Annotated in this window: 12 protein-coding genes; 8 read left to right on the top strand and 4 right to left on the bottom strand. The window is 36.4% G+C overall.

Annotated elements, in window-relative coordinates:
- Positions 1-181 precede the first annotated feature (181 nt).
- Both V0410_RS05900 and V0410_RS05905 read left to right on the top strand, forming a co-directional pair.
- On the top strand, positions 182-3,181 hold the full coding sequence (locus V0410_RS05900; protein WP_330746702.1) for a reprolysin-like metallopeptidase: 3,000 nt from the start codon (positions 182-184) through the stop codon (positions 3,179-3,181).
- Positions 3,182-3,523: 342 nt separating this feature from the next.
- Positions 3,524-4,759: a PKD domain-containing protein gene (locus tag V0410_RS05905; protein WP_330746703.1), complete on the top strand. Its 1,236-nt coding sequence runs from the start codon at positions 3,524-3,526 to the stop codon at positions 4,757-4,759.
- Positions 4,760-4,826: 67 nt separating this feature from the next.
- Here V0410_RS05905 and V0410_RS05910 read toward each other — a convergent pair whose 3' ends face one another.
- The 3 genes from V0410_RS05910 to V0410_RS05920 all read right to left on the bottom strand — a co-directional run bounded on the left by V0410_RS05910 (position 4,827) and on the right by V0410_RS05920 (position 7,003).
- On the bottom strand, positions 4,827-4,967 hold the full coding sequence (locus tag V0410_RS05910; RefSeq protein ID WP_330746704.1) for a hypothetical protein: 141 nt from the start codon (positions 4,965-4,967) through the stop codon (positions 4,827-4,829).
- A gap of 34 nt (positions 4,968-5,001) precedes the next feature.
- Positions 5,002-5,331 carry a helix-turn-helix domain-containing protein gene (locus V0410_RS05915; RefSeq protein ID WP_330746705.1) on the bottom strand — a complete coding sequence of 110 codons (330 nt, stop codon included), beginning with the start codon at positions 5,329-5,331 and terminating at the stop codon, positions 5,002-5,004.
- Positions 5,332-5,578: 247 nt separating this feature from the next.
- Positions 5,579-7,003: a hypothetical protein gene (locus V0410_RS05920; protein WP_330746706.1), complete on the bottom strand. Its 1,425-nt coding sequence runs from the start codon at positions 7,001-7,003 to the stop codon at positions 5,579-5,581.
- Positions 7,004-7,698: 695 nt separating this feature from the next.
- Here V0410_RS05920 and V0410_RS05925 point away from each other — a divergent pair.
- The 6 genes from V0410_RS05925 (at position 7,699) to V0410_RS05950 (ending at position 13,032) form a co-directional block, all read left to right on the top strand.
- Positions 7,699-8,397, top strand: a complete 699-nt coding sequence (locus tag V0410_RS05925) for a hypothetical protein (RefSeq protein WP_330746707.1) — start codon at positions 7,699-7,701, stop codon at positions 8,395-8,397.
- Positions 8,398-8,488: 91 nt separating this feature from the next.
- Complete coding sequence (locus tag V0410_RS05930; protein ID WP_330746708.1) at positions 8,489-8,911, top strand: transposase; 423 nt, start codon at positions 8,489-8,491, stop codon at positions 8,909-8,911.
- A 560-nt stretch (positions 8,912-9,471) separates the two neighbouring features.
- Complete coding sequence (locus V0410_RS05935; protein ID WP_330746709.1) at positions 9,472-10,059, top strand: TetR/AcrR family transcriptional regulator; 588 nt, start codon at positions 9,472-9,474, stop codon at positions 10,057-10,059.
- Positions 10,060-10,154: 95 nt separating this feature from the next.
- On the top strand, positions 10,155-10,961 hold the full coding sequence (locus V0410_RS05940; protein WP_330746710.1) for an SDR family NAD(P)-dependent oxidoreductase: 807 nt from the start codon (positions 10,155-10,157) through the stop codon (positions 10,959-10,961).
- A 271-nt stretch (positions 10,962-11,232) separates the two neighbouring features.
- Positions 11,233-12,531, top strand: a complete 1,299-nt coding sequence (locus tag V0410_RS05945; protein WP_330746711.1) for an epoxide hydrolase family protein — start codon at positions 11,233-11,235, stop codon at positions 12,529-12,531.
- 42 nt (positions 12,532-12,573) lie between these two features.
- On the top strand, positions 12,574-13,032 hold the full coding sequence (locus V0410_RS05950; RefSeq protein ID WP_330746712.1) for an organic hydroperoxide resistance protein: 459 nt from the start codon (positions 12,574-12,576) through the stop codon (positions 13,030-13,032).
- Positions 13,033-13,144: 112 nt separating this feature from the next.
- On the opposite strand, the gene V0410_RS05955 is transcribed toward V0410_RS05950, so the two are convergent.
- A complete protein-coding gene (locus tag V0410_RS05955; protein ID WP_330746713.1) occupies positions 13,145-14,944 on the bottom strand; it encodes a hypothetical protein in 1,800 nt (599 codons plus the stop codon).
- Positions 14,945-14,996: the final 52 nt, after the last annotated feature.

Raw genomic sequence — 14,996 nt, forward strand, 5'->3', positions numbered from 1 at the left:
CATAAATATAATATTAACACTACATCAAAGCAATATCGCCCGAAACACATACGTATTACATACTCTATCTAACAAAACAGCAAGTAAACATCGTTTGTATTACAAAATTAGCAATTACTTTTGAATACCCGAATTTTATATTCAATCTTCAAATACCATTGTTAAATACCTAATTTTTAAAATGAGAAAAACTCTATTATCATTATTTTTGATATCAGGATTCTGTCTTTCCAATGCTCAGAGGTGGGAACCCGCTTCACAGAAAACATCCGATATCAGAAGAGAGGTTAAAATCAAGTTTGCATACAAAACTGATATTAATGCTTTGATACAGTTATTAAAAAATGCTGAAGAAACCGGAGCCAATGCAAAAGCTGTCACCATCCAGCTGCCAACTGTAGAGGGAACCATTGAAAAGTTTGCCGTGTACAGCAATCCTGTAATGGAAAAATCACTGGCTGAAAAATATGGATTGGGATCTTATGTAGGGATCGGAATTGATGATCCGTCCAAATATGTAAGGTTCAGTACATCCCCTACAGAAATACAATCAATGATAATCAAAGATGGTATCTTCCAGTTTATAGAGCCCATTACTACGGATAAAAAAACCTATGGTGTATTCTATAAAACTGAAAGAACAGATTCTGAACATGGCTTTAGCTGCAGTATGGAAGGAAAAAAGGAACTGGATATTAAATCCTTGAAAAAATCCGGAAAAAACAAACTTGCAGGAATCAATATTACCGGAAGACCTGCCGCATCCATGTACAGAACTTATAGACTTGCTTTATCTGCAACAGGTGAATATACAACGCTTTTTGGAGGGGTACCGGGCGCACTTGCCCAGATGAATGCTACCATGACTCGTGTCAATGGTGTTTTTGAAAAGGAATTCGCTATCCATTTGAATATACAAAACCTTCCCAATATTATCTATGCCAATCCTGCTAATGATCCTTATACCGGTAATTTAAATACACAGCTGCAACAAACTTTAACCGCACAGGTAGGTAATGCAAACTATGATATCGGACACGTCTTTAATGCGGCAGGAGGAAATGGTAATGCAGGCTGTATAGGTTGTATATGTACCGATCCATCTGTAGCGGAGCCACAAGGTAAAGGTTCAGCTTTTACACAAAATCAGAATCCTGCGGGAGATACATTCGATATAGATTATGTAGCCCATGAGATGGGGCATCAACTTGGAGGCAACCATACATTTTCTACAGTTACAGAAAGTTCAGATGTCAATGTAGAACCGGGAGGAGGTACAACCATCATGGGATATGCGGGAATTACAGCCAATAATGTTCAGATGAACAGTGATGCCTATTTCCATTATTCATCAATCAATCAAATCCTTACCAATCTTGAAGGTAAAGTGGGATGCGGTGCCGCTGAAAATATTGCCAATAACGCTCCTGCCATCACTCCGCTTATTTCTTATCATATCCCTAAGGGAACAGCCTATTATCTGGATGCCAATGCAGTGGATGCCAACGGAGATCAGCTGACGTACAACTGGGAACAATATGACAGTGTGGGAGCTACAAACTCTATTTCAGGGGACAGCGGATGGGGTTTTAACCCTGAAGGATCTCTTACCCGTTCTTTTCCAGCAGTTGCCTCTGGCAGAAGATATTTCCCGAGTCTTCCTATTGTGATGAGTGGTAAATTAACTAATAAAGACACTTGGGAAACGGTTTCGTATATCCCAAGAGTATTACACTATGCTGTAACGGTGCGTGATAATAATCCAAACAGACCATTAACTATTTCTGCTGAAAATACGGTTACCGTTGGAAATGACGGACCTTTCAAATTTAAAGGTTTAAGTACTTCTTCTACCCTTTATAATAATGCATCCAACACCATTACATGGGATGTTGCCAATACAAATCAGGCTCCCTATAACGTTGCCAATGTAAAGATTGAATATACAACTGATCTTGTTAATGGTTCCGCATGGACAGAACTGGTTGCTTCAACTCCGAATGACGGTAGTTTTGATATACAGATGCCGGCAACACTACAAGGCAATATTAAGCTGAGAATTTCGGCGGTAGGAAATATATTTTACACAGTTTCTCCTACTGTTACTATTGGAGCGGCTCCTACTACTTTAAATAATCCCCCAACCGGACTTGCTGTATTTGAAAATGATATAGTAAAAACCTCAGCAACCGTTTCATGGAATCATGTACCGGGAGCAACCTATTCTATCAATTACAGAAAGGCAGGAACGACAAACTGGTCTAATGCTGCCAGCCCTGTTAATTCAGTATTCCTGAATAACCTTGAAGATGAGACCTCTTATGAAGTTCGTGTTGCATCCGTGATTAATAATGTTGCCGGAGCATTCTCCCCTGTTTCTAATTTCAAAACAAAAGGGCTACGCACAGGATATGATTACTGTTTGATGACTACGGGAGGCAATACAACAATTTCGCCATATTTCAGTGGTATATTAAGGGTAAACCTGGCTAATGTCAATGTAACAGGTAATGGAACTACCGTGCAGCATACTTATAAAGATTATTCAGAAGATCCTACGAAACTGATTCAGCTTACACAGGGAGCACAATATAATCTTAATTATGTTGTTTATGCTAATCGTGCAGGAGGAAACTTTCAGGATTGGGTACAGGTATGGATTGATTACAACAGAAACGGAGTGTTTGAAAATTCAGAAAGAATAGGTATTAATGGTGCAGTACCTAATGCCAATGAAGCACACCTTGGAAGCTTTGCCTTTGCTGTTCCGGCTAATGCTTACAATGGAGACAAAACATTAAGAATGAGAGTAGCCAGTGGTTTTTTTAATGCTTCAGCTGATGCATGTGCAAGTCCTTTCGTAAATGCCAATGGTGATATTATCTCTCATGGTTCGGTATGGGATTTTTCTGTAAAAATTAATGCAGCACTTGGGGTTAAAGAATCTGTTCAGTCATCTTCTGATCTTGAAATCTACCCTAATCCTGCCGATACATTTGTAGAAGTAAAAAAACTTAAAGGAAAAGCAGATTACAAGATCTACAGTGCAGACGGAAGACTTGTTCAGGAAGGGAAGCCGGATGGCCAGAGAATCAATGTTGCTTCCCTGATAAAAGGAATGTATGTGATCTCTGTAAAGGATGACAAGACTACTTACACTACGAAATTAATCAAGAAATAGTTAATAATTAGTACCGTGTACCTGTAGGTTATTCGAGATGCCTGCAGGTACTTTTTTCAAGATTTATTAAACTAATACAGCCCAATCATTAACTCATTATAAATCAAAAAAATCTCTAACAAAGTAAATACATTAACATTTTCATTTTAAACACCTTTTAATGTTGTACCTGCAGTATAGATTGGGTTTCCTGCAGGTGCTTTTTAAAAGGTTATCATTAAAAAAAGGATAAAGCAAAATATATAAAAAAACATTTTTTAATCAGAGTTTGTGTTGTGTACCTGCATAAGAAGTGGTTTTCTGCAGGTACCTTTTTTAAAATAACTCTCAAAAAAATACTCTATGATAAAAAAACTACTTTTTCTGATATGCACTGGTTTTTCAGTCTTATCATTCTGCCAATCCGATGAAGTTCTGTTTATCGGAAACAGTGTGACGTATTTTAATGACATGCCTGAAATATTCAAAAATATAGCGGCTTCAAAGGGGAAAAATCTGTCTGTAACAACACATACTCCCGGAGGAACCGGATTTGTAAATCATGTGGATGATCCTTCATTGTATCAAAAGATAAGATCTAAAAACTATAAATATGTCATCATGCAGCCCGGAACCGGTGAATCTGCGGGACATTCCTACCCTGTTGCAGTAACTGCTGAGCGCAGTCGGAAAATCAGAGACTCTATTCGTAAATACAGTCCTTGTTCAAAGATATTTCTGTATGAAATTCCTTATGGAGTACCCTCTGCGAATGAATACAATACCTATTTCGCTTTTCAGCAGAAAATTAAGGATTCCATTACAAAGATGTCTAACCTGATGCAGGTGGAAATGGTTCCTGCCGGAGAATCTGCAAGACATTACTACAATTCTTCCCAGGATCTGGCTCTTCACGGGTCTTATAACGATATTCATCCAGGGCCTAAAGGAAGTTATCTTGTAGCAGCTTCTATGTATTCTGCGATTTTTCAGGATCATGTTTTTCCGTCCACTTTTTATAACGGACTGCCTCAAAACACGGCTGAAAATTTTCAGAATATTGCAGATCTTGTTTTTTTTAATAATCCGCCACAATGGAACAGTAACGCGTTTCATCTTCATTCGGATTTTATAGCAGGAATTAATGGAACAACTGTAAATTTCACCAATCATTCCGCCAATTACACATCTGTATCATGGAACTTTGGTGATGGCATTACCGATTCATCATTGAACCCTGTGCATCAATATACTGCACCGGGAAGTTATACAATCTCGCTTACGGTCATGAAAAATTCCTGTGCAGAAACTTTCAGTAAAACAATTACTATTGGTTCTCTGGGGACTGCGGATACGAAGGTAGAGCCTGAGCTTACATTTTACCCTAATCCTGTGAAAGATTTCTGTCATATCAAAAGTAAAGAGAAAATAAAGGACATTATGGTTTATGATATGGCTCAAAGAAAGCTTTCTGACTGGAAAAACCTTCATACTTATGATATACAATTAGATTTTTCAACTTATAGTAAAGGCGTTTACATGATCAGCATTCTCTATGAAAACGATCATAGGGAAAGCATTAAAATCATGGTCAAATAAATGCGAAAAGAGAACTCGTCTGAGTTCTTTTTTTTGTTGTATTATGAGGTAATCCATTTACAAAAGACTATCCTGCAACCACTTTTTCTGCATATACCACTCCTTCATAGCAGGCATTGTAAATTGCGTTCAATCTTCTAAAACAGGAAGCAAATGTACCATTAACATAGAGATATAAACGATGGTCTGCAAGGATATCTTTCTCCATAAATTGGTTTTTCACTTTTGAAACACACAAGATATTACAGGAGAAACAGTTTTTTCCACTTGGCAATGGTATTCCTGCTCAATTTAAAATATCTTGCTAATTCAGCATTATTCAGTTTATTATTTTTCTGATAGCTTAGAATTTCCAGAATTGCAGTTTTATCATAGGAACGATGTCTTTGATTGGCAAATTCGGTTTGTTTATTGGCTTTAGGAAAAAGAATATTGTTAATGGTAATTACATCTTTTACTGAAAATATGGGTTTTGACAATATAGATTCACATTCTTGTTTTTTTGCAGGGTATTTCAGACGTACAAGGTCTTCATATATCCTTTTATAATCGGGAGATTCGGGTTTGTGCATAGATTCTTTATTCTTAATCAAAAATCCCCGGAAAGGGGGCCGAAGTGCGGCTGGTCTCCGGCCAATAATAACTAAACATACTTCGCCACAAAAACTATATTTTAATAAAAAATTCCGAACAGATCGATTTTCTTTATTGTTATAATTCTCTTACAGCACAAATTTGCTTTATTCTCCTTTCGTCTCAAAAAAAACAGGTATGACACAGGTATTACAGTGAGTTAATCCCGGTAAAAATCCACTAAAATTATCTCAAATTAAGCATCCAGAGATAAATATCCTCATCTGACGAGATTCCCAATCTTTTGCGTAAACGGTTCTTTCTTGTCTGTACAGACTGAGGCTGAACAAAAGTATATGCTGCAATATCTTTGGTGGAAAAATTAAGAAACAACATGGCACAAAACTTGAGCTCAGTACTTTGCAGCTGAGGTTCAATTTTCATCAGTTTGGGTACAAATTCAGGGTAAACCTCCTGAAAACGGGTAAGGAATTCCGGATCATTATTTTTTGCCAGTTGTATCACCTCTTCAAAAGCTACATTCAATTTTTGATTAAGCTCCTTCGTTTCCATTTCCCTGACATTTAACATCTTATTCTTATTTTTTATTCTTTTATTAATCATAAAGAAAATAACTGCCAAAATTCCAATCCCTCCAATCATGATATAGAGCAAAAGATGATTTTCATTTTTCAGATTTTTTTGTTTTTCTTCCACAAGAAGATCTACTGTATCTTTCAGATTATTATCGTCTATCTTTTTTAAACTGTCATTGAGTCTGCTGTATTTAAGCTCATATTTATTTTCATTATCAATCTGCCCGGTTTTTTCGTATGATCTGGATATTAAGCCGTACAACTCTGATAATTTTCTGAAGTTTTTTGCTTTTGCAGCAAGCACTATGGCCTTTTCATAATTGACAATAGCTGCATCATATTGCTTTCTCGCATCACAAATTTGCCCTAAAAGCTTATATGTTGCAAAATCATTATTCCCCCAGTCAACAGCTATAGACTGGGCAGATTTTATATAATACTCCGCAGAATCAATTTTATTTTCATTAAGTTTTGCTTCGGATAAAAGGAGCATGGCTGCTTTCAGACTGGTATTCATCCCCGTATCCATTTTTTTTGATTTTTTCAATTCATCAACAATTTTCTTTCCATAGTAGGTAACAGAGTCGTACATTTTTTTCTCAAGATAATTTCTCCCTACCTGAACCAGAATCATTCCCTTAATAGCATGCCTGGTAGAATCATTTTTTAAATCATCCGCCATTGTCAGATTCTTTTTCAACTTTTTTAACGATTCATCATACATTTTAATTCCTCTGTAATTGATGCTGTATAATATATTCATGGAAATTTCCTGATCTTCAGCATTCGAGTTTTTGAACTCAGGTTCCATCATTTTCAAATAATAATTGCTTTTATTATACCTGTATTGCATGGAAAAAGCCAGTGCCAGATTATAATATGCAGATAATTTTCCTTCCGCATAATTAATATGTTTGGCATCATCCAGTATTGAAAGATTCAATGTAATCATATCATCTGTCTGGCCATCAATAAGAAGAGCATTAGACTCCTCCAGCCTTTTATCAATAGTTGCTGTGGTAATTTTAGGCTGTGCAAACAGCAGTAACGGGAAAAACAAAATAATAAATTTCATAGTGTATCAAATATGTGTAATATATATATGCATATAACATGTATAAAAGTAAAAATTTATTAATTTAATATCAAAATAAGAATTTTAACCTAATAAAAATCAATACCAATAAAACTTAATATAGATCTTTCACATGCATCTTTACTTCTTTTCAGGGGCAATGATAAAATATTTACATAAAAAAATGCCCTATGGAGCCATTACATACATATGACATACCTATGACATTCAATAGTATTGATGCTTTAGCTTATTTTTCAAAGTTGTAATCTGATTCTTATTTGAGTCTCAAAGTATTCATCCTTATTCCCTGATCAAATGAAAGAAATCGGTGTGATAACAATTGGATAATAAATTTTTACTTTCTGCAATTAAACCCACTTATAAATATGAATACAGCGAACATCTTGAGCCTGATTCTATTCCTTATACTCATACAACACAGACTCATTAATTCCCATTAAAAGTATAATACAGTGAACAATTTTAAGACATCTATACTTTTTCATTAAAAAAATAAAATACTCATTACCAATTAATTACAACAATGTCATAGCTATGTCATAGGTGAAATTTTGTACAACATAAAGCCTGGAATGTAATATTGCATCAACAAACTTATCCATCTGATTTCCAGCAAATCCCGGTTACGATCAATGGATCATGAGTTCAAAACAAAAAAAATATATACATCTATGAAAAAATTTTTATTAGCCACAGCTTTACTAGCTTTTTTGAATGTGTATTCACAGGTTGGTATGAATACTACAAGCCCCAGTGCTACAGTTGATGTAGTGAGTAAAGGAAACACCAATGCAACAAAAGCTTTAGAAATTAATGACAGTACCAATAAGGAACTTCTTAGTGTATCTGATGATGGATCAGTGCGCCTGGAAAATTATAAAAACTTCAGTTTATTAGGCACTGATGTTAATGGTAACCTGGTGAATGGGACAACAGCAAGTATTCCTTCTATTGTAGGAATTGCCACAGGGATTGCGTCAACCAGTGACCTTGCCGCCAATACGGAAGCTAAATATAATTTTACTGTGAACAAAATTAATTCTGCTAATCTATCATATAGCTCAGGTAACTTTACCGTATTGAAAGCAGGATATTATGGTATTTCGCTTTATACAAAAAAAGATGTCAGTATGAACTCTCCTACAACCGGAGGAACAGTACAAACCTTTATAAAGAAAACTGTTGGAGCTGCTACAACTGAACTCTCAGTAAATCAAAATGGCTTAACGGATAATGTTTCTTTTGAAGCCAATACTATAGGAGTAACAGCATATTTTAATGTTGGTGACATAATAAGCTGCAGAGGTAATTACACAAGACCTCACAGATTAACTACAGCTTCATTGAGCATTGTATATTATGGTACCTAATCAATTTCCTTTATAGAATACTTTATTTTTAAACTATAAAAGCCACTTTTAAAACCCTCACAAAAGTGGTTTTTATCCTAATCCGTTGATTATGCTTTTTAAAGACATTCACATTGGTACACTAATACAAAAACGGGTACAGGAAACCGGATTCTCTTCAGACAGGCTCATGAAATTCATGCAATGCAGCTGTGAAGAACTGTCTGAAATGTACAAAAGCAAGTCATTGGATGCAGAGGTACTCCTTAAATGGAGCAAGCTACTGACTTATGATTTCTTTAGAATTTATTCCCAACATCTGCTGCTGTATTCACCTCCCCTATCTTCAGATTATTATCAAAAATCAAAACAGGAAAAAACGCAGCTTCCGGAGTTCAGAAAAAATATCTATACTATAGAGATGATTGATTTTATTCTTGAGCTTTTAAAAACAAATGAAAAAACAAAACAACAAATTATAGAGGAATACAGAATTCCCAAAACTACTTTATACAAATGGATCAGAAAATACTAACCTTATTTATCCATGATCATTAATGAAAAATTTTACTTTGATGCCTGCATCTGATCTCCCTCTGGAAAGTGTATGTCCATCCTTTATTTTTCACAAATTTCCGATTCTATTAACACAGATAAAAAATATAAGATTTATTAAAAACTTCAGCATTACATGTACTTCAGAAATATAATCAGGACCATCAAAAGCAGCAGAAACTCTCAATGATTGAGAGTTTTTTTCTGCAGTTCAATTTTTAATAATGTGCCTTTGCTATTTCAAGCCTGTTGATTTTCGCTTGTTTGCTATATAGTGAAATTTGAAGGAAGTCCTAGTTGCTGATAAAGTTCGCGCAAAGTGCGTACATTCAGGTTACCGTTTACGTTTGCATTCGATTTCGGATAAATTTAGAAATTTGATTAAAGTATAGCCACTGTAAAGATGAAATTTATTTTCCAGCAATTTCCTTTCTATCAGTAAATTGAAACAGATTTTCAATAATTTTTCATAAAAAAATCAAATAAAATTTGTTTTTATGACCAATCGGTCATATATTTGCTTCATTATTCAGTATGATCATGGCAAAAGGGGAAGAAACCAGACAGTTCATTATAGAAAAAGCAGCACCTATTTTTAATACAAAAGGGATTGCAGCTACTTCTATGAGTGATATTATGGAGGCCACCAAGTTGTCTAAAGGCAGTATGTATGTTCATTTTGAAAATAAAGAAGTACTTGCCTGTGCCGCTGTTGAGCACAATATGCAAATGCTGACGGAAAGACTTCAAAGAAATTTAAGCCAATACAAAACTTCCAAAGAGCAGTTATTTGCTTATATTGATTTTTTCAGTGATCCCAATCACCCCCCGGTAGTTGGCGGATGTCCCCTATTAAACTTTGGAACAGAAGCTGACGATACCAATCCGGTGGTTAAAGGAAAGGTAAACCGTGGCATACAACAGGGAGAAAAACTGATTTCCGGTATTATAGAAAAAGGAATTGCCAATAAAGAGTTCAGAGCAGAATGGAACGCGGAAGATTTTGCAACAGTTTTGTTTGCAATGCTTGAGGGTGGACATTTAATGTCAAGAATGGCTGGCAATAATGATAAAATGATCACTATTGGAAACAGCCTGAAAAAAATTATAGAGGAAAATACGGTATAATTTTTTTTACTCAAAATATGACCGATCGGTCATTTAAATTAAAAACAATATTGCATAAAAATTATAATCACAACAATCAATTAAAAAACAAAACAATGTCAAAAACAGTTTTAATTACAGGTGCATCAAAAGGTTTCGGAAAAGCATGGGCAGAAGCTTTTTTAGCAAAAGGATACAAAGTGGCAGCAACAGCCAGAAATGTAGAAACACTTCATGATTTAAAAGAAAAATATGGAGATTCCGTATTGACTTTACCCTTAGATGTAGATAAAAGAGAGGAATCATTAGCAGTTGTTCAGAAAGTACATCAACACTTCGGCAGCATTGATATCCTGATCAATAATGCAGGATATGCATTAACAGGTGCAGTGGAAGAAACCAACGAACAGGAAGCAAGAGCACAGTTTGAAACGAATTTCTTTGGAACTTTATGGCTTACACAGGCAGTACTTCCTATCATGAGAGATCAGAAAAGCGGCCATATCATTCAGGTGTCTTCTATTTTGGGATTAGCTACGCTACCAACCATGGGGCTTTACAATGCTTCCAAATTTGCTGTTGAAGGATTAAGTGAAACTCTGGCCACAGAAGTAAAAGAATTTGGAATCAATGTAACGTTGGTAGAACCTAACGGCTACGCTTCCAATATCTGGCATACAGGAATTAATACGCAAAGTAATCCGGTTTACGACAACATTAAAAAAGCGTTCTCGGAATCCGAAACATCTTTCGGAAGCGTTGAAGCGACAGCACCAGCCTTGATAAAGTTAGCAGAAACTGAAAATCCTCCATTACGTTTATTACTTGGAAAAGTAGCGCTTCCATTTGTAAAACAGAATTACGAACAGCGTTTAAAAGTTTGGGAAGAATGGAATGATGTATCTGTAGAAGCTCACGGATAATTTCCAAAATGAATTAACAAAATAAGCTCTGTTATAGTAAAACGGGGCTTATTTTTTATCTTTTTTTAGGCCGGCAACGCTCTCTTTTTCCGTAGCACTACTTCTCATCAGTCTTCTATTTAAACCATCTTCCTGTTCACCATCTGAAATGTCTGTTTCGCTGTGAAATATGACTATTTGAACACATTTCTCGTTTCCCAGGCGTATCTCAGTGTATAATTTTGTCTCATCAAAAAAGAAAAACAGATTTAAAATCTAATACAGCAAAACAATGAAAACAACAATTTCAACAATCCTGTTAGCAGCAACTTTTATCTTAGGCACGCCTGCTATTTCTAAAGCGCAAAAAATTGAGACTGCCACTCTATCATCAAAAAATGATACCAGTATCCGGTCTTTTAACATCAATATCCCGCAATCCCAGCTGGATGATCTTAAAAAACGGATTTCCGAAACCCGATTCCCGGATAAGGAAACGGTGAAAGATGCTTCCCAGGGCATTCAGCTTGAACAGTTAAAAGAGCTGATCACCTATTGGGGCAATGGGTACGACTGGAGAAAGGTGGAAGATAAGCTGAATTTACTTCCCCAATTTGTAACAAAAATTGACGGGCTTGACATCCAGTTCATCCATGTACGTTCAAAGGAACCGAATGCTATGCCTGTGATCCTTACCCATGGCTGGCCGGGTTCTCCACTGGAGTTTATCAATACAATAGGTCCATTAACAGATCCTGTTAAATACGGAGGAAAAGCAAGTGATGCCTTTGATGTGATTATACCAGCTATTCCGGGATATGGTTTTTCAGAGATTCCTACTGAGCCTGGCTGGAACCCGGACCGTGTTGCCCGCGCGTGGGATGTCCTGATGAAAAGACTCGGTTACAAAAAGTATGTTTCTGAAGGTGGCGACCATGGTTCCGTTATTTCTGATGCATTAGCAAAACAGGCTCCTTCTGGCCTTTTAGGAATCCACCTTACCATGCCGGCTACCATTCCTGCCGAACTTGTAAAACCGATCAATGCCGGTGATCCCGCCCCGTCAGGACTTTCTGCCTCAGAAACAAAAGCATACAATGCAATGAGTACATTCTTTGGAAGAAATGCAGCTTACGGAGGAATGATGGTAACACGTCCACAGACAACAGGATATCTGCTTTCTGATTCTCCAACAGCCTTAGCAGCATTCCTTTACGAAAAAATTGCAGAATGGAGTGAAAGTGATCTTCATCCCGAGAATGTCATTGGCCGTGATGCTATCCTCGATGATATTACCCTTTACTGGCTTACCAATACGGGAGCGTCTTCTTCACGTTTCTATTGGGAAAATAACAAGAATAATTTCAGTGCCGAGGCGCAGAAGACGAAAGACATTAAAGTTCCTGTAGCTATTTCGGTATTCCCTCATGAGATTTACCAGGCTCCGGAAAGCTGGTCGAAGCAGGCATATCCTACTTTATATTATTATCATAAAGCTTCAAAAGGCGGACATTTTGCAGCCTGGGAACAGCCGCAGGTCTTTACAGAAGAGCTTAGAGCCGCTTTCAAAGAGTTAAGAAAAAAACTTTAACAATATCAATCAACAATATCGTTTAATCTAAATAATAAAAATATGGAATTAAATACCATTCAGGAAGTAGAAAATACAACAGTAATCAATATCAGTAAAGTGTTGTATTCCGGAAATGTCATTGTAACCGGAGGCCGTAACGGAGAAGCAAAAAGCAGCGACGGAAAATTAGATATTGAATTAACCTCTCCCGGTTCAAAAGGAAACGGAACCAATCCGGAACAGCTATTGGCAGCAGGATGGTCGGCATGTTTTATCGGGGCTATGCATTTGGCTTCTGCAAAAATGCAAATTGATCTTCCTTCAGACCTGTCCCTAAATACCTCTGTAGACCTTGCCACCAATGATGACGGATTTTTCCTGCAGGCTCACCTACAAGTCGTTCTGCCAGGCCTTGCAATAGATGAAGCAAGAAAAGTTGTGGAAACCGCTCATGCAACATGTCCTTATTCAAAAGCAACCCGCGGAAATATTAATGTAAAGATCGATGTAGTGGTGTAGTTTTCAGAATGTTTATCTCATTTTGATTATAACCTTCCCTGCCAAAAGCAAGGAAGGTTTCTTTTGCTGAGATCTGTCTGAAAAGATAATCCGGATATAAAGGTCTGTTATATTAATTTCCAAAATTGACAAAATGAGGAACATCCGTGGCAAAGCTGTTCAATGGTAAAAGATTATTCCTGTTACTGTTAAAGTCAAAAACAGAATTATTATCAAAAGGAACACGCGGATAATACATGAAAGAAATCTGAATCCTGTTGAAAACCAGATAAGGATTATTAATTAAAACACCGATCCCGATTTTTGTGTTGGCCTTAGTTTTAAACAGCTTATCATCCGGCATTCCGAGCCAGCCCACTGCAGTCGTTAAATATGGACTGAAGTGAAAATTCTTCCAGGTTTTATTAATAAACAATTGAAGCTGATACCTCAGCACTATTTTTTTTGTTCCGATATAATCAGAATTATAAACGGGGAACTCGTCTGTAGAAGAAAGGTTGATTCTATCCTTATACGAATAATTATGCTGTGGATTTCCCAATGCCAGTGTTGGAGAGAAGAAATGTCTTGCTTTGGCAAATTTCCAGTCCATGAGGTTTGTAAAATAAGTTCCGTCAAAACGGAAAGATTCTCTGTTCTGGCTGTCTTCGTTAAAAAATCTTCCAAACTGTGCTTTCACGGTGAAATACCCCAATCTGGTAAAACGGCCATAAGATGCAGAGATTCCCACATACGGATTCACTTCTTTATTTCTTGATAAGCCTCCGGCAATGACATTGACAGAATTACCATAAGCAATATCCTCCGGCAAATCATACTGGAAAATATTTTTCTGAACCGAAAAGTTTCTCTGAATAAACCCTACAGACATCAGGAAACTGTTGTAAGAACTGAAATATTGATACTGATCGATTCCCGGGCTGTCTTTGTACTTATAGTTCTGAAATCTTCCTATGATGGCAATATTACTGGATACCTTCTCTTTGGGATCCGATGAAACCGGAATCTGATAACCTCCCCATAAATCCTGACTGTACACTTTGATCTGAACTTCGGGAAAAGTGGTAGCTGTATTTATCGGAAGTAAAACTTTCCGCATGAAATATTCAAATGTAAAACCTCCCGCCCATTTCGTCAAAGGGGAGAAAAAGTCTCTTCTGAGGCTGAAATTAATTCTTTCATTTTTCGAAAAGTCCCGTTCTCCAAGAATCTGGGCATTGATATAGGTACCAAAAAGATTATGGGTAGTATAGCTGCCTAAAAGATAATCCTGCTTTTCTTTGGAATCGTTTCTGTAAAGAAAGTCCAGTGTGTGTCCCAGTCCCAGCACATTTTCTTCCGTAACACCCAAACCGATTTTACTTCCGGAATAGCTGATTCTCGGCTTCAGACTCCAGGAATCCAATACCTTTACCACAACATCTATAGAATCCTGACTGGAAGTACTGTCGGAAACACTGATATTAACTCTGTTGACAAAAGGCATTGTTCTCAGCAAACGTTCAGATTCGTAGAGTTTTTGGGCGTTGTACTCTTCTCCTTCTTTAAAAAGTAAAAAATTATTGATTGTTGATCTTCTGGTACTGGAATGAAGATGATCCTTTATCCAATCATACCATTTACCTATTTCCTTACTGTCATTAGAGCCATATCCAAAAGGGTCAATGGTTTCTATCCTGACATTTCTGATAATTTTTTTGTTATAAGTATTTTGTAAAAGCTTTTCAGTATTGGACTTCACGGAAGTGGAATCCGGCTCTCTACGAAATATAAAACGGTGAATGAATTTGGTAACTTTTCTCTTATCTGAAAATTCTTCTATTTTGTAATACAGCGAATCTTTCTTTTCCTGTGCATTTAAAAAGAAAAAACCGCTTAAAAGGAAAATCAGAGTTACAGTCGTTCTAGCCATTAGTCATCAAAAATTCAATAAAGTGTGTTGTATCAATTTGCAAGCCAATAAG

This window comes from Chryseobacterium sp. CP-77 (assembly GCF_036362765.1).
GTDB classification, from domain to species: Bacteria; Bacteroidota; Bacteroidia; order Flavobacteriales; family Weeksellaceae; genus Chryseobacterium; species Chryseobacterium cupriresistens.